At 69.5% G+C, this 18972-nt stretch carries 12 protein-coding genes and 2 pseudogenes; 6 read left to right on the top strand and 8 right to left on the bottom strand.

Features of this window, described 5'->3' with window-relative positions:
• Positions 1-7 precede the first annotated feature (7 nt).
• Complete coding sequence (locus tag ACFY6U_RS34405) at positions 8-688, bottom strand: SMI1/KNR4 family protein (RefSeq protein ID WP_390044525.1); 681 nt, start codon at positions 686-688, stop codon at positions 8-10.
• Positions 689-973: 285 nt separating this feature from the next.
• On the opposite strand from ACFY6U_RS34405, the pseudogene ACFY6U_RS34400 reads away from it, so the two are divergent.
• Positions 974-1141: pseudogene (locus ACFY6U_RS34400) on the top strand (transposase); the annotation flags it as partial.
• Positions 1098-1535, top strand: coding sequence for a helix-turn-helix domain-containing protein (locus tag ACFY6U_RS34395; RefSeq protein ID WP_390044523.1), 438 nt, complete (start codon positions 1098-1100; stop codon positions 1533-1535). The pseudogene ACFY6U_RS34400 and the gene ACFY6U_RS34395, both read left to right, overlap by 44 nt.
• Positions 1536-1544: 9 nt before the next feature.
• Here ACFY6U_RS34395 and ACFY6U_RS34390 read toward each other — a convergent pair whose 3' ends face one another.
• Positions 1545-2810: a hypothetical protein gene (locus ACFY6U_RS34390; RefSeq protein ID WP_390044521.1), complete on the bottom strand. Its 1266-nt coding sequence runs from the start codon at positions 2808-2810 to the stop codon at positions 1545-1547.
• A gap of 339 nt (positions 2811-3149) precedes the next feature.
• On the opposite strand from ACFY6U_RS34390, the gene ACFY6U_RS34385 reads away from it, so the two are divergent.
• Positions 3150-3314, top strand: coding sequence for a hypothetical protein (locus ACFY6U_RS34385; protein WP_390044519.1), 165 nt, complete (start codon positions 3150-3152; stop codon positions 3312-3314).
• Between the two features lie 78 nt (positions 3315-3392).
• Here ACFY6U_RS34385 and ACFY6U_RS34380 read toward each other — a convergent pair whose 3' ends face one another.
• Positions 3393-3647, bottom strand: a complete 255-nt coding sequence (locus ACFY6U_RS34380) for a hypothetical protein (RefSeq protein WP_390044517.1) — start codon at positions 3645-3647, stop codon at positions 3393-3395.
• Positions 3648-3755: 108 nt separating this feature from the next.
• Between ACFY6U_RS34380 and ACFY6U_RS34375 the strand changes: the two genes are divergently transcribed.
• From ACFY6U_RS34375 to ACFY6U_RS34365, 3 genes and pseudogenes are all read left to right on the top strand, one after another.
• A complete protein-coding gene (locus tag ACFY6U_RS34375; protein WP_390044515.1) occupies positions 3756-6698 on the top strand; it encodes a hypothetical protein in 2943 nt (980 codons plus the stop codon).
• A 21-nt stretch (positions 6699-6719) separates the two neighbouring features.
• Positions 6720-11519 carry a hypothetical protein gene (locus ACFY6U_RS34370; RefSeq protein ID WP_390044514.1) on the top strand — a complete coding sequence of 1600 codons (4800 nt, stop codon included), beginning with the start codon at positions 6720-6722 and terminating at the stop codon, positions 11517-11519.
• A gap of 157 nt (positions 11520-11676) precedes the next feature.
• A pseudogene (locus tag ACFY6U_RS34365) lies at positions 11677-12210 on the top strand (serine protease); the annotation flags it as partial.
• Positions 12211-12688: 478 nt separating this feature from the next.
• Here ACFY6U_RS34365 and ACFY6U_RS34360 read toward each other — a convergent pair.
• From ACFY6U_RS34360 to ACFY6U_RS34340, 5 genes are all read right to left on the bottom strand, one after another.
• Positions 12689-14536: a stealth family protein gene (locus tag ACFY6U_RS34360; RefSeq protein WP_390044512.1), complete on the bottom strand. Its 1848-nt coding sequence runs from the start codon at positions 14534-14536 to the stop codon at positions 12689-12691.
• Between the two features lie 15 nt (positions 14537-14551).
• Positions 14552-16261: a stealth family protein gene (locus ACFY6U_RS34355; RefSeq protein ID WP_390044511.1), complete on the bottom strand. Its 1710-nt coding sequence runs from the start codon at positions 16259-16261 to the stop codon at positions 14552-14554.
• Between the two features lie 1467 nt (positions 16262-17728).
• Entirely contained in the window at positions 17729-18094 is a 366-nt protein-coding gene (locus ACFY6U_RS34350; protein WP_390044509.1) for a DUF805 domain-containing protein, read from the bottom strand.
• A 186-nt stretch (positions 18095-18280) separates the two neighbouring features.
• Positions 18281-18652: a DoxX family protein gene (locus tag ACFY6U_RS34345; RefSeq protein ID WP_390044507.1), complete on the bottom strand. Its 372-nt coding sequence runs from the start codon at positions 18650-18652 to the stop codon at positions 18281-18283.
• Positions 18653-18708: 56 nt separating this feature from the next.
• Complete coding sequence (locus tag ACFY6U_RS34340) at positions 18709-18948, bottom strand: SDR family oxidoreductase (protein ID WP_390044977.1); 240 nt, start codon at positions 18946-18948, stop codon at positions 18709-18711.
• Between the last annotated feature and the right edge of the window lie 24 nt (positions 18949-18972).

The following is an 18972-nucleotide window of genomic DNA, read 5'->3' as shown; positions in this document are numbered from 1 at the left end:
CCGGGCCTTACGGTGCCGACAGGGCTGTGTGTTCGGCTTTCTGCAGCCAGTCGGTGTACCAGCGGGCGAACCTTACGGGCGTACCGTCCTCGCCGAGGAGCGGGGCGAGGTCGACGTCGTCCACCCGGCAGTCGGACCAGATCGTGCCGCGGTGGCTGCCGCTGATGATCAGCCACTCCCTCTGGGCGCAGCCCCGGTGGGAGATTACGATCGCGCCAGCGGTGCGTTCCGGGGCGAACATGGTCGCTCCCCACCGCTCGTCCCACGCCTCCATGGCGTCGTCGAAGTCTTCCATGTCATCGAAGTCTTCTTCCTCAGGGCACTCGGCGAGGAGTTCCTGGAGCAGCTTCGGATCCGGACCCTGGTCGGGAAACGGCGCGGCAAGCCTCGACAGGTCGACCATTTCAGCGCCGTCGCCTTCCCAGCGCCAGCGGCCTTGCACGCGTCGAACGGGGAACAGGCCGTACGCGGGGCCGGCGCCACCTGCACCGACATGAAGCAGGAAGGCCCGGTACTCCTCCGGCAGCTGCACGCCTATCTGAGCCTCGAGCTCGACAAGTTCGCCCTGGGTGAGCGGGTCCTCCACAACCCACTTGTGTCCCAAGGCCCCGAACACTTTGCTGCCCGCAGGTCCTGCACCTGCCGCCTCGACCCGCTGACGTACTCCCGCCCACTGCTGTTCAGTCATGAGCCCAGACCCTATGTGCCGCTGCTGACATCGATATTGGTAGGCAGGTTCTGGTGGTCGTGGCCCTGCTACTGACTGACGTCCTGCTGGACTGTCTTCCCGTTGCGCTGTCCGGCCGCTGGAGCCTGTTCCTCAAGGCCCCGGCCGGGGGTTGCGTCCACAGAAGTGGTGTACGGGTTCGACCTGATCCGGGGGTTTGTTCCGGCGTCGGGATGAGGCCCGCATAGACGAACGGCCATCGGCTGATCGTTCAAGACGACCAAGTCTTTGAAGGAGATCAGCACGATGGCCGCTCCAGACAGTCTGCCGGTGCATGCCCTCGCCGAGGGCAACCTCGCCGCGGCGAGTCCCGATCTGCTGCGCGCGATGGTGAAGACGTTTGCCGACGCGCTCATGTCCGCGGAGGCCGATGCCCTCTGCGGTGCCGAGTACGGGCAGGTCGGGCCAGCACGTGCTGTTCCTGCGGATCAGTGCTTTCATCGTCGAGCACCTCGGCGATCCCGATCTGGGCCCGGAGACCATCGCCGCCGCCCATCAGATCTCCCTGCGCTACCTGCACCGCGTCTGCCAACAGCAGGCCACCACCCCCATGGCCTTCATCCGGCAGCAGCGTCTCGACCGCTGCCGTCGTGACCTGGCCAACGCCGCCCTGTCCCACCTGACCATCCACGCCGTCGCGACCCGCTGGGGCTACCCCCCCAGCCGGACCGGTTCTCCCGCGCCTTCCGGACGGCGGTGGGGATGTCGCCGAGCGAGTACCGGGTGGCCATGCGGACGGCTCCGGCGCCGGGGGAGGCAGCAGGTGAGGCGGCGGGTGCTGGATGAGTACCGCATGGGTGCTCCATGAGCGCCACGTTCAGAGCTGGGGCCGGGCGGCACCGAACCGGGTGTCCTCGCCCAGCGCGGTCTCCTGGGCGAACGCGGCGTACGAACTCGGGTTGACCAGGGCGTCTGCGGTCGGGATGGTGCTGTAGCGGGGCATGGTGACACCGTTGATCACGGCCGGGCTCTGCGGCACTCCGGCGACCACCTCGCCCGACCACTCCGGTACGTCGACGCCGGCGTCGAAGCGGAAGTGGCTCGCCTCGTGGATCAGCGCCGCCGCTCGGCCGTTGGGACCGTGGAAGGTCGAGAACTCGTTCCCGATCTCGGTCAGTGTGCCCGGCGTGGTCGTTGCCGGGAACCCCAGGTCCGCCGTCCACTTGAACTGGTCCGGAAGTGCGGTGAGCCGTTCGCGGATTTGCCGGAGCCGATCGCGGACCGTGTTGACCACGGTCGTGTCCGGGGACCTGGTCATGAAGTGATGCGCGAACGCCGTCAGGGTGGCGGGAGCGAGCGGTGTCACGGCGGCCGCCGTCTCGGCCCGGCCGATCCAGTCCAGCGCGAGCTCGATGGCGGGTCCGGCGTCGAGCAGCGGAAAGAGGCCGTTCCACTGCCCGACGACGTCGGCCGGATCGGTGACGGTGTTGTCGACGACCTCGCGGTTGAAGTCGTAACGGCAGTAGACCGGCGCATTCACGACGAAGCCACCGCTCGAGGTCCGTCGGCCGTCCTGGTTCACCATGGTGGTGACGGTCCGGAACAGGTACGCCTTGGTGCCGAAGGCCCGCAGGCCGGTGATCTCGCCGTCCAGGTCGTGCGTGAAGTCGCCGCTGGTGTGCCAGTTCGGGCCGATCGGCTTCGGGTAGCCGGCCGAGGCGGCGTTGGCCGGCCAGTCGAAGCGCATGTAGTCCGGGCCGTGGAAGAAGTAGGCGAAGCCGCTCTTCACGCCACCGCCGGGGAAGACGGCGTCGAGCGTGGTCCAGTCGGACGGCAGGAACCAGTTGTCCGCCGTCGAGGCGGGGTCGCCGTCCGGCTGCAGCCCGACGAGCTTGATCCGCTGGTAGTTGCCGCCCTGGAAGACGTACTCGAAGTCACTGAAGGCCTGTTGGCCGAGCAGCGTGCCGTCCAGATCACGGTCGAACGGCGCGGGGAAGAGCGGTTGGGTCGGCGCACCCGCGGTGACCACGTGGTCCGCCGCCCAGTCGTAACCCACCGACCAACCGCCGGCGAAGACGACGCTCAGGCTCGGGTCGGCGTCCGGCGTGGGCAGCGCGCCGGCGATGCGAACGGTGGAGGACATAGCGATCCGCCTGGGGGAGAGGGGCAGGGTGGGGGGCCGGGACGTCGTCCGGGTCAGGGGCGGCACGGCGGCTCCCTTTCCACGCTAGACCCCTGGGTGCGGGCCCGCACCCGATCGCCCCCGGCCGCGCTCGCCGGCAACTCGACGGGGCGTCACCGTGGTTGGAGAGGCGGCAGTCGGGCCGGGACGCCGTCGGGCGTCCGCCGGTACCGGGAACCCACGGGCACCAAGGGAGCCGATGCCACCTCGCGAGAAGGTCCCACCGTGGTCGCGGGGCACCTCTTCGGGCTCTTCACGGTCGTCCGGAAGCCGGCACCTGCCCTACGGTCTCAACGGCGCATGTCGCACCCCATCCTGGCGGCCGACGAGGTGCCGGGCGAGACCTCGCCGCTGATCGGGGACGCGTACCCGGCCGCCCTCGCCGATGCGGCGACGGCTGTCGCTCCCCGGTGGCGGGCGTCCGCCACCGGAGTGAGCATGGAAGAGAGCGTGGAAGAGAGGTGAAGGTGCCTTCGTCGCGCCTCACCGCACGCACGACTTCTTCTTCATCTTCACATGAGCCCGGATGAGGCGTTCCTCATGTCATTCCGTACCCGCCGTCCTGTGTCCCTCAGGCTCGGGGAGGAGCTGCGCAACCATCCCGATGAGGAGAGAAAACAGCACGACGACCACGGCGGCGAGCGCGGCGACCGCGCCGGCGGCGGAGGGTTCGGGGGTGGCTTCGGGGGCGGCGGGTTCGGTGGGGGTGGTGGCCCAGGCGGCGGGTTCGGTCCGCCGCACGGCCCGCACCCTGGCCCCCCGCACGGTCCCGGCCCGCACCCTGGTCCTGGTCCGCATCCCGGCCCCGGTCCTGGTCCGCATCCTGGGGGTGGGCCCCCGGAACCCCCGCCGCCGCACGAGGTGGACGTCGCGGAGGGGCCGTTCCGGGTGGTGCGGCCGGCGGACATGCTTGTCGTCGACATCGCACTGATGGGCCTGCACTTCGACAGCGCCCGCCACCGTCTCGTGCGAGCCCCCGACGCACTGAACGCCTTCATCCTCGTCGGTCTGCCGCCGCAGCATGTGGTGGAAGAGGTCCCCGACGATCTGAGCAAGGTCACTGCTCCCATGCAGGCAGTCACCGCCGGCTCCACCCGGCTGGCCTTCTCGGTGCCGGCCGACATCAAGGAGCTGGAGCTGTCGCTGGACGGGTTGCTCGACTGGGAGCGCCTGGTGCCGCTCAGGGTGCCCGATGGCCAACAAATGCCGGACACGCCGGGGACGACGGTCTTCCAGGGCATCCCCAGAAGCGTCATCGAGTTCCCCACCCGGCTGTTGATCAGCTACGACGAGCCCGTGGACTGGTTGGGCGGACCGCAACCCCAACAAGCCGACGGCCGCACCGCGTTGTGGCATGTCCGGCTGCACCCTGCACCGGTCGGCGCCGGGCTCGGTGCATCTGACGGCAGCGTGAAGTTGCGGGCCTTCGCGATGGTCACGAACGGTGGGACGCTGCCACCCGGTGCTCCGTACGTAGCGCCTGTCCTGCAGGACCTCGTGACCCTCACCAGTCGCATCCCGTTGCCAGGAATAGGTGGGCCGCTCGAGGTCCACAGTGATCCCCTGCGCGCGGAGCAGTTCCTCATCACGCCCATGGGCACCTCGGCCCATCTGCACGGTGCCTGGGTTCCGTTGTCGGCTCCTGCCCTCGCCCGCTACAAGGAGGTCGATCGGCGTGCCCCGGCTCTGGTGGCCTACGACCACATCACAGGGCTGGGGCGTGACCAGTACGTCCGCATCGTCCACCACGGCCGCTTGTCCACGGGCCATGAGGCCCTGCACATGCAGGAGTACAAGCGACTCTTCATCGCGCGTCCGGACGACGGAATCGTCGCCTACCTACAGCGGGAGGACCGCATCATCGTCAAGCAGCCGGAGATGACGTACGGAGCAGCCAACGGCTTCCAGCACAAGGGACGCGAGATGCCGTTCCAGGTGCTGCGCATCACCGACCGCGTCACTCCGCTGATCATTCCGCCCAAGCCTCCTCATGACCCCCCACTGCCCCCCGAACAGGACGAGCCGGACCTCGCGGCCTTCTGGGTGCGCCTCAAAGAATCCGGCAAGGACCATGAATTCACCCTGATCGGCACGGATTCCGAGGCCCGCAAGGTGAGCTTCACCATGCCGATGGTGTTCGTTCCCGACGGACTGACCAATGAACAGCAGCAGTTGAAGGACCTCTACGATCCGGAGAAGGAAAACACACCGGCCGAGCCCGGCAAGATGGAGCAGCGCCAGAAGCGGGAGCTGCATGGCCAGGTAATGGCGATGGCGCAGCCCCCGCCCGGCGCTCCCGGCAGCACCAGTCACGCGGTCGGCTCCCTGACCTTCCGGCTCGGGCCGAACGGCGCGCCGGTAGTGGGCCAACCCTGTGTTGCGGCCGCTGAGGTCCGTGTCCCCGCCGTGGAGCAGTTCACCCCGAGCGCCGGCAACCTCAAGGTCGAGTTCAACGACACGTATCTGCGGCAGACCATGGACGGGCATCCGGCAGGGGCGTACCTGGATCTGACGGACTCGCTCAAGCTCGTCTTCGGCGCGGAGCAGGCGGGCGGACTCTCCAGCCCCAATGCCGCGGTGAAGACGATCACCAGCCAGGCGGGCGTCATCCCCGACGTCTTCAAGACGGACCCCGCCACCGGAGCGGTGGCTGATGTGAACGACATCAAGGCCATCAGGGAAGCTTTCGGCGGGGCACAGCTGCTCGGCATCGACCTCAGTAAGTACCTGAAGGGCCTTGTCAAGGACCAACTCGGCGCACTGCGGCAGCTGAGCGACAAGCAGATCGAGAGCATACTCGCGGACGCGAACGGTCTGCTGCCCGCGCCCGTGCTGCGTATGCGCGACCTGGCCGACGGACAGGGCAAGGAACTGCGGTACGTGTGGAAGCCGCCGTTGGCCCCGCCCCCGGCCGCCCTGATCGACGTGTCCAAGGCGTCGCTGATCCTGGACGCCCGGACCGTCCGTTCGATGGACGCCGTCGACAAGTCAACGGTGCAGGGCAGCCTGAGCCACTTCGCGCTGGACTTCCTGGGCATGGCCCGAGTGGAGTTCGAGGAGCTGAAGTTCAAGACCGGCCCGGGTCAGAAGCCCGACGTGACGGCCTCCGGTGTGGAGCTGAAATTCCGGGGTGCCATGGAGTTCGTCAACACCCTCCGCAGCGCCCTGCCCGTCGATGTCTTCGGCGCCGGCGCGTTCATCGACGTCCAGACCACCGGCATTCGTGCCGGATACACACTCGCCCTTCCCACCCTCCCCCTCGGCGTCTTCAACCTGGCCAATCTCGCCCTGTCGGCCGAGCTGGCGATCCCCTTCGATGGCAAGCCGGTCTCTTTCCGCTTCTCGGTCTGCGAGCAGAAGCATCCCTTCAACCTCACGGTCTCCCTGTTCGGCGGAGGCGGCTACTTCTCCTTGCTGGTCGACGCCAGTGGCGTGCAGGAGGTCGATGGTGCCATCGAGTTCGGCGGCGCCGCGGCGCTGGACCTCGGGGTCGCGAGCGGCGGGGTCTCCATCATGGCGGGCATCCGCTTCATGCTCGCCAAGGTCGACGGCAAGGACGACGTCAAACTGACCGGCTACCTGCGGTGCAACGGCTTCCTGACGGTGCTGGGAATCGTCACAGTGTCCGTCGAATTCTATCTGGAGCTCACGTACGAGAAGAAGGGCAAGCAGTCGATGGTCCGTGGCAGGGGCACCCTCACGGTCAGCGTACGGATCGCCTTCTTCAGCAAGTCCGTTTCGCTCGAACTGGAGCGGACCTTCGCCGGCGCGCCGGTCGACCCGACCTTCGCGCAGTGCTTCTCGAAGGAGCATGACTGGCCGAAGTACTGCGCGGCGTTCGCCGCGTGAGCGAGCCGCGTGGAGACCACCATGGACTTCGAACAGCAGATCAACTGGACCGTTCTCCCCGCCGGGCTGACGGCCGACGGTACGCAGGTCAAGGTGTCGGTGTTCATCGCGCCGCGGCTGCTGGGGCCTGCCCCGCCCGACCCGACGAAACGCCTCACGCTGGACCCGCACTTCCCCGATTTCCTCCGCTGGCCGGAAAAGATCGCACTCGCCACTTTTGATTTTGCCGCCGGCGAGGGCACCGTCGAGCCCTCCACATCCACCGAGGCGGACGAGGAGCCCGACACCACGCCCGCTCCCTCGACGCCCTTCGTCACCGGGCTGAAGCCGCAGGGCCCGCTGCCCGACGTGCACTTGTGGCAGGCCCTCTTCGGTGCCGGCACGCCGCTCGATCCCTACACCTTCGAAAGGCATACGGACCAGATCTGCCAGACCTACTCCACCAAGGAGGTCAGCACCTTCACCAAGGACAAATACGCCGAAGCGGCCATGGCCTCGCCCGAGGCGCCACCCCCCACCAGAGACCTGGTGATGCCACCGAGTGACGGCCCTACGGACGGCGGGGCAACCAACGGCAGCTCCATCGACGGCGTTTCAACGGATGGCGGTTCCCCGAGCGACGGGTCCGGAGGCGCCGCGGGTCCCGGTGACGTGGGCCCCAGGGACGTGCCCACGGCGGTCGGCGACATCACCGCGGACGAGGATCCACCGATGCCTCCGGAGCTCCAGCGCCTGCACAGCTTCCACACGATCGCCATGCCGCCGCAGCCACCCACCCTCGGCGGCGAAGAACCGCCGCCACCACCGCGACCCGCGAAGCACGACCCCGACTTCCACCAGATGCTCACCTGGCTCGGCGATCACCCCACCCTGCTGCGGCACCTCGGACTCGTTCTGGACTTCCGCCTTCCGGCCGACCTGCTTCCCGTCTCGTCAGGGCAGCTGTTCCTGAAGGTCATCCCCCACTGGAAGTCCGAACTGGGAGAGGGGGCGTCGCACGACGTGTCGCCTCGCACGCGATATGTCTTCCTTCCGGACCACCGCGCCTTCGCCCCCCGGGCCGGGGTACCGACCGACGGCCCGCTGACGCCACCCGCCCGCGGCCTGGTGGAACTGAAGGGGAACTTCACTCTCGAACCGGCCGACATCGACGCCGCCGCAGGCAAAATGATCGGGCCCGCCGAGGGCGCCACCGGGCTCGCCACGGTGCGGACCCATGGGATCGCGCTGGTCAGGGACGAGCGCATGGAAAGCCTCCGGCAGGAGTTCGCCCGGGCAGCCGAGCACGACGCGGCGTTCACCCGGGTGGTCGGGCAGCAGCAGGCGCAAGGTGCGACACCCGACCCGCAGAATCCGGGGGCTGTCCCCCACACCTCAGCTGACCAAGTGCCCGCCCCCGAACTCTTCGCCGAGAACCTGGTGCGCGGCCACCGGCTGGACATCTGGGACAAGACCCGGGGTCAGTGGTTCTCGCTGCACGAGCGCGAGGTGGAATACCGGAAGCCGCACGGCGGCCCGCTCCTGCTCACGGCCTCCGACGAAGGCTTCTTCCAGGCCCACCTGCTGAGACCGCCCCCTGAGGCGATGCACCCCGACCACCTCTATGTGCCCGAGCAACTGGCCACCTGGGACGGCTGGTCACTGTCCGCGCCCCGGCCGGGCCTGGTGCTCGACACCGATGCGGGCTCGCTCGACGAGGACCGCCACCCCAACGAGCCGGTGCCACTCGACAACGAGGCGCAGACGAAACTGCCGTTGGAAATCACGCCGAATGTGCGAGCCGGCACGCTGCCCAGGCTGCGGTTCGGCAACGAGTACCGGGTACGCATGCGCACCGTCGACCTGGCGGGCAACGGGCTCGACAAGTCGGAGGCCGACGCTCTGGTCGACCTGGCGGACAACGGAACGGACGGGGACGGGACGGCCGCCGAAAGGCTGGAGGACCGGAAGGCCCTGTTGCTCCCCGACGACGCGGGGCTGCTGACCTTCCAGAGGTTCGAGCCCGTTCTGGCGCCCACCGTGGTGTCCAGGTTCCGGTTCGGGGAAGGCGCCTCGGACTTCCGGCTGGTGATCCGCAGCAGCCCGGGATCCGGCCCGCCGCCGGCCACTTCGGGGACGACGCCGGTTGTCACCGTCCACCGGGCCAATGTCCAGCCCGGCATGACCAATGACGAGGTACGCATCGTCCAGCAGGCCCTCATCGACCAGGGACATCCCCTCCCGGCCGGCCCGACCGGATTCTTCGGCGACCAGACCAGGGCCGCCTATGCCGCCGAGCAACGCGCCCAGGGCTTCACGGGCAGCGACGCCGATGGCAAACCCGGCTGTACGACTCTCATCGCACTCGGCCGCAAGAGCGGCTTCGCCGTCGTCGACTGCGGCAGCGACGGCACCAGCACCGGCACGGGAACCGGTACCGCGGCCGGCACCGGAGCCGGTATGACGGCGGAGCAGTACGCCGCGGACTTCAACCGGTCGTCGCCGGTCACGTCGGGAGCCCACGACCCCTACCGGGGAACCGACGAACGCCATGTGGTGGCACCGAAGGCGTCGCTGCGCTGCATCGAGTGGCACGGGCTGCTGGACGAGGCCATCGGATCCACGGACGCGAACGTACAGAACGCGGTCTACGACCTGGCCGTTCGGGAGAGCGGCTCGCTGAGCGACCCGTCCCAGCCGGACGTCGAAGTGAAGACGATCAAGTCGCCGGCGGCGGACCCCGAGAATCCGGCGAACACCGTGCTGCACACGGGCCAGCAGATCGAACTCCCCTACCTCCCCGATCCGTTGTCCACGGGCGCCGTCTTCCTGGACCTGCCGGGCATGCCCGAGGGGCAGCCCTTCCCGGTCCCCTGGGACGGCGACGCCTGGCACCGCCCGCGCTCCCTCAGGCTGCGGCTGGCCGAGGGCACCGCGCCGCCGCGCTTCGACGAGGCGTCCCGGGTGCTGACCGTCTCGCTGCCGAAGGGCGCCGTGGCGACCGTCCGGGTGTGTTCCAGGATCGACTTCGACGAGCACATCATGGGCGTGGCCGGCTGGTGCCGGAAGCGGCAGGAATCGGCACCGAGGCTCGCGGGGGAGGGTGAGGGGGAAGGTGCGGCGAGGAGGGCGGCGGCAGCGCGGCGGACCGACGACGTGCTGGCACTGGCCGCCGCCAGTCGGCACTGGATGTTCACCCCCTGGCAGGAACTGACACTGGTCCACGCGGTCCAACTGCCCTTGAAGACCCCGGTGTTGAGCCTCGTGCAGCCGGTGCCGCCGACGACCCTGCGTCCCCTCGGAGCGACCGCGGAACACCTCTCCGGGGCCATCGCACTGGACGAGGCCAGTACGGACCGGGTCGACCTGATAGCCGAGTGGACCGAGGTGCGGGACGCCGGCCGCGAGGGCCGCGACACCCGCGAGATGACCGCCCCGGTCTTCGGCCTGTTGACGGCGTGGGCGGCGAGCCAGACGGGCGACCCGGGCGCCGAACCCGCCCTCCTCCGGGCCGACGTCCTGACCTTCAATACCGAGGCGGCGGAGAAGAAGGCGAAGGCTGACGCCGCGGATGCGTTGGCGGACCCGGACAAGCACCCCGGCCCACCCAACCCCGGTAAGCACGAGTTCGGCGACACCAAACACCGGGCGGTGCGCTACCACCCGATGGCCAGCAGCAAGTTCGCCGACTACTTCCCGGCGGAGTTCGCCACGCCGGGCAAGAACGTGCTGACCGTGGCGGGGCGGCCGCAGGAACACTCCGTACCGAGCAGTGCACGCCCCACGGCGCCGCGACTGCAGTACTGCGTGCCCACCCTCACCCTGGAGGAGGTCCAAGGACCGCCCGGCGTCATCGTCCACCGTCGGCACGGTCGCGGGATCCGGGTCTACCTGGACCGCCCCTGGTACTCCTCCGGAGACGGCGAACTGCTCGGCGTGGTTCTCGGCGAACCGCCGGGAGGCGACCCCACGTCCGTACGGGATGCCTGGGTCACCCTGATGGGTCGCGACCCCATCCACCGTTCCGCACCGGTCGTGTCCCCGACCCCGGAGATGTTCACCAACGCGGTGCAGCGGACCCCGAAGCCGCTCCCTCTCGATCCCCCCTCGATCGAACTCCCCGTACTGGTCGTCGGCTTCGCCCCACAGTTCGAGAAGGCCGTTCCGAAGCCCGGCGATGACCCGGACAAGGCCGGCCGCTGGTTCTGTGACCTGGATCTGGACACCGGGGACACGTGTCTTCCCTTCGTGCGGCTCGCCCTCGTCCGCTACCAGCCGGAATCCGTTCCCGGCGCCGAGATCTCCAAGACCGTCCTCGCCGACCTGGTGCGCACCCTGCCCGACCGCGAGTTGCGGGTCACGCTCGGCGATCCGTTGACGGTCAGCGTCAGCGGACCTTCCTGGGACCCCACCGGCTCCCTGTCGCCACGCATCACCGCCACGCTGCAACGCCGCAACCGTCTGGTCGACGACGACGACCTTGGCTGGGTGACCCTCGACGACACCACCATCCAACTCACCTCGGTGGACGCGGAGTCCTCCCACACGCCCTTCTACACGGGCCAGATCCCGCTACCGCCCGGACGGCGTGGGCCGCTGCGGGTGCTGGTCCTCGAAACCGAGGGAATCCGCCCCGACGTCCCCATTTCGCTCACGACGCCGGGGCCGGTGATCTACTGCGACACCGTCGAACTCCCGCCGAGGCCGGGCGGCCCGGGCGGCCCGGGCGGCGACCACGACCACGACCGCGGTGACGGTCACGATCACGGTGGGCCGGGTGACCACGATCACGGTGGGCCGGGTGACCACGGTGGCGGATTCGGCGGGTTCCGTCACGACTGACCTGCGGTGGTCTCGCCTGGTGAGGGCGAGGAACTGGGGGCACCTGCCGACGGGAGCCGGGGCCGTCCTCAGCCCGCCCAGGCTGATGTCGTGGTGTCGACCACCGCGGCGGCGGCCAACTTCAAGGTCACGCTCACCTGGAAGAAGCCCGCAGCGGATGGCCCTGTCCCCGAGCCGTCCAGCGGGGAGTGATGAGGGCGTCGGGCGAGGCCGGCGGCACGTTCTTCCCGGACACGAGGGACGTGGGCAGGGAGTTTGGCACGAGGGCGTCCTGCGCGGGCGGCAGGCCGACGGCCAGATTCAGGTCGATCGAGCCGGAAACGGCTATCGCGTCTCACGAGGCTTCAGCGGCAGCCCCGTATGGGACCAGAATCTCGGCGCTGTGATCGGGATGATAGCCAAAGCCGAACTGGGCGAGCCGGCGGTCGGCTTCATGATTCCCATCGGTGAACTGGTCGCGGCCTGGCCCCCGCTGGCAGACTTGGCGCGTCCTCCCTCGCCGTTTCGCAGCCTCGAACCGTTCGAAGAGGTGCACGCTGCAGCGTTCTTCGGCCGGGACGCCGACAACGACCGGATCGCACAGGTGGTGGCGGAACAGCGGTGGACCACCCTGGTGGGCCCTTCCGGCTGTGGCAAGTCCTCGGTCGCGATGGCAGGAGTGGCACCCCTGCGCCGCGAGGCGGGGGACACCGTGGGATCCTGCGCCCCGCCCACCACACAGCCGCCCTCAGGGGGGAGCGCACCGCGGGCGAGCCGCAGTGCACGGTCACCGCGCCGCGGCCGATCTCCTGGATCTCGGAGTCGCGCATCATGCTCAGCGCGGCGACGAAGCAGTACACGGCGCCTTGCAGGGTGCGTAGTTCTCCGGCCAGTTCCCTTCCGTCAGCTGCGACCGCCACGGCCCGCGCGTGCCGTCGGCTTTGCTGACGTGGGCGAAGTGACCGGTGGGCCGGGGCAGGCCGAGGCTGCGCGCCTGCCCGGCAAGGACCTGGTACCGGCCGGCGGCGACGGCGGCCAGCAATCATGCGCGGCGTCGGCGGCCGGCCGCAGTGGACGCGGTGATGGATTGCGGGCCGTCGACGCCGTAGACGAGCCGGGCCAGCACCGCCCACCGGGGTGTACGCACGCACTCACGGTGCTGTTTCGCTGCCCGGTCCGCCTTGGGCCGTCTACGTCTCGCGGCGCTGTGCTTCCTCCCGTGTGGGCTGGGACGGGATTCTCGTCGTGAGCGGTGTGATGGGGCGGGTGCTGGTGCGGGGGGCTCTTTCGTAGTGGCTCGGGAAGGGGTATTTGCGGTCCAGGAACCTGCGGATGGCGGCCTGGGCTGCCGGTCTGGCTTCCGGGGGCGTGTCCACGTCGTTGAGGCAGAAGAAGTCGATGTCCTCGCCGGCCGCGAGGCGGGCCAGGCGGCGGTGCATGTCCGGTGTGCCCAGCTGGACGTAGCGGAAGCGGTAGTCGGCGGGGACGGCCCGGCCCGTTGCCATCGCCCAGTGGTGGTGGAGCGTGGATGCCGGAGCGACGTCGGAGGTGGAGCGGAAACGGGAATAGGGCGTCCGTTCGAGTTCCTTGATTCCCAGGCTCTCCATCTCGCGCATCACGGACAGCAGTTGGGGGTGCGGGGTGTGCAGCGACTTGTGCGTGATGTGTCTGCCGTGGAAGCGCCTGATCACCTCGCGGGCGTTCTTGCCGGCGGAGTTCGGGGCGGGTTCGAGTGGGTGCGGGGCGCCTACGCCGAGTTTCAGGGGAGACAGGGGGATGCGGGCGATGCCGTTGCCGTGGAAGAAGTGCTCGGGGTGTACCGGGCGGTTGATCAGGACGTCGTCGTTGAAGTAGAGGTAGTGCTCCGGCAGGCCCGGGATGTGGTGCAGGCGGCTCTCTATCGCGTGCGAGTTGAAGACCGGGAGCGCGTCGGGCGGGAGGATCTCCCGGTGGTCGATCACCGTCAGGCCTTCCGCCTGCGGGTCCAGCCAGGACGGGATCTGGGAGTCGGTGACCAGGTAGACGTGCCGGACGAACCCGGCGTACATCTCCAGCGAGCGCAGCGCGTACTTCAGTTCGTCATGGCTGGTGTAGCGGGAGGCGCCGGTCTCGCGCGGAGCGATGACGTTGTCGGAGAGTTCCTGGTGGGCCCGGCGCTTCGCGGCCATCGCCGGGTCGTCCCCGTCCACCCAGGTGTACACGGCGTCGACGGGGAACAGCACCTCGTCGATGCCGGGCTCGGCGAACGGGGCGAACGTCGGGACGGTGCGGCGGCGAACCGCCACCGCCGCCGGTTGCCGCGCCGTCACCGGGAGCACTTCCGCCACGGGGTTGCGGCGCGGGGCGACGAGCGCCGGCCCGAAGACGTCCGGCAGCCGGCTGCCGGGCACGGTGAGCCAGGCGGGATCGGTGCCGCCGGCGCTGCCCCCGGCTGAGTCCGAGGGGGCGCCGAGGTCCCGGCCGTGCCGCCAGAACTCGATGTCGCACCCCGTCTCCAGGCCGCTGAGCACCTGCCCTGCCGGGCCGAGGCGCACCACGCCGGTGCGGAGTACGGCGGCCCGCCGCAGCGCCCGGGGCAGCCTGCCGTCGGCCCACAGCACCGCGCTCGTCACGGCGCCGCCCGGTCCGACGGCGCCGACGTACCCGGCGGTGCCGGCGAAGCGCTGGGCGGCCCGGGCGAGGATCGCGTCGCGGTAGGTCTCCTCGACGCCGACGGCCTGCCGCGGCGCGCCGTGTCCGTGGTCGGAGGGGACCAGGAAGTACGGGACGTGCAGCCCTTCCAGGAGGGTGCAGACCCGTTCGAGATCGGCTTCGGCGGCGTCCGCGGCCGTGTAGGCGTCGACCGTACGGCCGTACAGCCGCGTCGGTCCGAAGGTGATCCCGCGCCCGGGGACGGCGGCGCGCAGGCGTCGTCGGGCCCGGGTCGTGCGCAGCGCCCAGAGCCTGGCCGACAGCCAGGCGCACAGGTGCGCCAGAAGGTCCCGGGCGGCGCGCAGGCCGGCGGGCGCCGTGAACGTGAAGCGGTGACGGATGTCCATGCCCCCCAGCCCCCGTCAGTTCTGCTTCTCGAAGGGCTTCTCGAAGGGGCTCGCGAAGGGGAAGTAGTCCTCCAGGAACTCGTGCATCCGCAGGCCGACCCGCTCCCGCTCCTCCGGCGGCACGTCGACGTCGTTGAGGCAGAAGAAGTCGAAGCGGCGGGTGCGGCGCAGGTCGGCCAGGCGGGCCTCGGCGTCCGGACGGCTGATGTTGACGTACCGGAAGCCGAACCGGCCCGGCACACCGCGGCCGGTCATCAGCGCGTACTGGTAGAGCAGCGGGGCCGTCACAGCGATGTCCTGCGGCGAGCGGAAGCGGGACGCCGTGGTGCGGCCGATGTCCTGCGGGAAGAGGTCCTCCAGGTCCCGCAGGGTCTCGCGCTGCTGCGGCAGCGGGGTGTGCATGAAGTTGTTCGTGGTCATCCGCCCGAACTTCTCCAGCAGCAGTCGGCGGACGTTCTTGCTCGCGGAGTTGGTGGCGGTCTCCTCGGCGTGCGGCTTGCCGATCCCGATCTTGAGCGGGGACACCGGGATCTTCATCAGACCGCTGCCGTGGAAGAAGTGCTCCGCGGTGACCCGGCGGCCGACGAACACGTCGTCGTTGAAGTAGAGGTAGTGGTCCGACAGGCCGGGGATGTGGTGCAGCCGGGTCTCGATCGCGTGCGAGTTGAACACCGGCAGGACGTCCGCCGGGAAGATGTCGCGGTGGTCGACGACCGTGATCCCCGGGGCCGTGTCGTCGAGCCAGTGCGGCTTCTGGCCGTCGGTCACGAGGTAGATGTGGCGGACGAAGTCGGCGTACATGGCGAGCGAGCGCAGTGAGTACTTCAGCTCGTCGTGGCTGGTGTAGCGGGAGGCGTTGGTCTCCTTGTCCAGGATCTCGGCGGTGCCGTGCTCCTGGTAGCGGGCGCGCTTGGCCCGCATCTCCGGCTCCTCGCCGTCCACCCAGGTGTAGACGACGTCGACGGGGAAGGTCACGTCGTTCACGGTCGGCAGGGTGAGCGCGGCGAAGCTCGGCAGCTCCCGGTCGCCGATCCGGACCACGGCCGGTGTCTGCTCGGACGCCGGCAGTACGTCCGTGATGCCGTTGTTCCGGGGTGCGACGAGGGACTCGGCGAAGACGTCCTCGCAGGCCTGCGGCTGGACCGAGGCCAGGCGCCGGGGCCCTGCGGCGGAGGCGAGGAGCTGTGCCCCGTCCTCCCAGAACTCGACGTCGCAGGCGAGTTCCGGGCCGGCGAGCAGCTGGCCCGCGGGGCCCAGGTGGTTCTCCCCGATCCGCAGGACCGGGGCCGTACGCAGCGCGGCCGGCAGGACACCGTCCATGAACAGGGCCGGGTGCCTGAGCTTTCCGCCGGGCAGCGGTCTGCCGATGAACACCGCCTTCCCCGCGTTCTGCGCCTCCAGGGCGGTGAGGAGACGCTCCCGGTCCACGGCATTCACACCGACCGTGTGGCGCGTGCGCGAGGCCGGCACCAGGAAGTAGGGGATGCCGTCCTGCTCCAGCGCGGCGAGGACCAGTCCGAGGTTGGCGGCGGCCGCCTCGGCGGCGCTGAACCGGGTCACGACCCGTCCGTAGAGCTGCTGGCCGCGCACCGCCACCGGGCGGAGCACCGGGTCCGTGACCGCCGCCATGCGGCGCCGCCGCATGGTGCGCAGCTGCCAGACCTTCTCGGCGGCCTTCCGCTCGACTCGCGGTCGCATCCGCCGGGCAAAGGAACGCACGGTCACGTTCTGAGCTCCTCTACATCAACCTCTACATACCCTTGTGTTAACCAGACGGACATCTGAGCCGGATGGTTGTAGAAAATTTCTCAGAGAATTAAGGAAAGACCGAACACGCACACAACCACCTCACACCTGGGTGTGCTAAAGGCCCACTGGCGGTACGCGGTGAGGGCTGCCACCGGCAGGACCGCGAGGGCCAGGACGCCGCCGGGAGCCGGGCCGCGGCGACGACGAGACCGGAGCTCAGGCCGCCCGTGGTGCCGCGTCCCCGCCGAAGGCCACCACGAACACGGCGTCCGCTGCTAGCGCCTTCCGCCGACCGACACCAGGCAACCTTGACAATCTTGATTCCACAGAATCCGTGTCTGGCATGCCATGCGGGGTGGACCGCATCGATCGCCACGCGGCCGGCCTGCGGCAGCGGCAGGCCGGGGAAGAGCGCGGCCGGCCTGCCCGATCTGCCGCCCGGACACCGCGTTGGGCATCGCCGACTTGAGCCGGCCCGGCCGCAACGCCCCACCCAGCCGGACCGCGGACCGCCGTCGGCTCCCAGCCAGACGCCCTCCAATGACAGACCTAGCATGAATGCGCAGGTCACGAAGGGTGAGGGTGGCGAAGGGCGACAGGACGACGCCTATCTGGAGCGGACACATCGTGTTCCGGATACTCATCATCCCCCTCACGGTGAGCAGTGCCGCCGAGCACGGCGGCACCCCCCTGCACCTGATCCACACCGCCGACGGCTGCAACGGCCGCATCCGGTACCGCCGGTACTGCGAGGTCGAGGACCGCCACCGGCTCCTGCTCGCTCTGGCCGAAGACCGCGAGGGCCCTCCCGGCCTCGGCCGGGCCGAACAGCCCTGGCTCCTGCCCGGCTTCTTCCCAGGTCGCCCGCGCGGCACGGCCCACCTCCGCTCCCGCCTCACCGCCTACGGCCTGCCCTCCCGACGCGGCCGCAACAGCGCCCTGAAGGACCTCGCCGCCCAGATGCCACCCGCCGTTCTCAGCCAAGTCCTCGGCGTCGGTATAAGGGCCGCCACCCAATGGCCGACGCCGTCGGCAGTGCACGAACGGAGTACGCCGCCGACATCAGCAGAGGCCGTAGCAGCGACAGCCAGCCGAACAAACCTTGCCCTTCCGGCTGACGCCGGCAACACGCCCCGTCGTCCCAACCGCCGGTGTTCCTCTCACCGCGGGCCCCTCGTGGGGCGGGCGCGGGCTCGATCAAAGACGGACCGGCGCGTCTTCCCCCTGTGCGTGGGCGTACGACCGTGACGTCTGCGTCAAGTCCAAACACGCTGAGCAAGCGCTGAGCAAGGGTTGACCGACACCTCTGGTCCGGCGAGGGCACTGATCGCGATCATGGCTGGCGGGAGAGGGCTCGCTGCACCAGGTCCTGTAGCGTGTCCTGCTCCTGCTGGGTCAGCGTCAAAAGGGGTTCCTCGGACAGGAATTTCAGCCGCGGCCCGCTCAATGGTCTGCCTTGGGGGACGGGCCGTACTGATTGGCACCTGGAACGCTGTCCACGGTCATGCCCACGAGGTAGAGGACGGGGCCGACGACCGGGATCAGAGCGATGAGCATCCTCCAGCCGGTCCTGCCTGTGTCGTGCAACCGGCGGACGGAGACGGACAGCATCGGCACGATGAACGGCAGCAGGAGGACGCTCAGCAGCGGGGCCTCTGCTGCCCAGCCGATCCCTCCGATCACGGCAGTGGCCATCACGTACAGCACTGAGTACCACCAGTACTCCGACCGCCGGGCGCGACCGGAAAACGTGGCGTACTTCGTGGTGAGGCACGTGCGGGACGCCTCGTTGAACGACATTCTCGGCATGCTGGTTCCTTCGAATCGACCGGGTGGGACACAAGCCGGACCGCGAGAGCGGTCACGCGGACAGCAGGAAGACGGCAGCGTCCTCGCCGGTCACGGCGGAGCTGACAGGGTCACGCCCGAAGAAGCCGGACCGGGGCGGTGGCCTGATGGCCTTCGTTCAGCAGCTGCGGTAGAGGGGTGGCGGTTTCAGAAGCTGTACGGGCCGAAGCGTCCCCAGGCCACCAGCGCGGCGAGGATCAGCAGGACGGCGTTGAGGCCGATCGCGGGGAGTTCCTTCTTGCGCGCGTGATAGGCCGCGGCCAGCAGCATCGTTATGCCAAGGCCGACAGCGGCCAGTGGCGTCAGGGCGGTGGCGATGCCGGTGGTCGCGGGCAGGATCAGCCCGAGGGCGCCGACCAACTCCACGATGCCGATGAACCGGACGGCGCCGGGCGAGAAGTCGCCCACCCAGGGCAGCTTCTCGACGAGCTTGTCCTTGGGCTGGGTGGATTTCATGACACCGGCCATGGCGAACAAGACGGCCAGTACGGCCTGCACGATCCACAGGAAGATGCTCATGAGAGGTGGAGTCCTTCGGGACGAGAGCGAGGAGGGGAACGGGACGGAGCGGGCGGCTAGCCGAGGAGGCTGCCGCCGGTGGCGTCGAGGGATGCACCGGTGATCCACCGCACCCGGTCGGTGGCAAGGAAGACCACCACGTCGGCGACCTCCTCCGGCTCACCCAGGCGCTTGAATGCCGACAGCTGCGACATCGGCTCGCGCACCTCGGGCGGGTCCGGGGAAAGGTGCGCGACTTGCTCGGGGGCGGCCCCGAGGGAATGCTTTCGGGGTCGCCCCCCGGGCCAGGTGTTGATGACGAAGTGCGCGGCGTAGATACC

The sequence above is a fragment of the Streptomyces sp. NPDC013157 genome (assembly GCF_042899865.1).
Taxonomy (GTDB): Bacteria; Actinomycetota; Actinomycetes; order Streptomycetales; family Streptomycetaceae; genus Streptomyces.
Note: the sequence above shows the minus strand (reverse complement) of the source record. Positions and strands in the feature narration are given on the sequence as shown.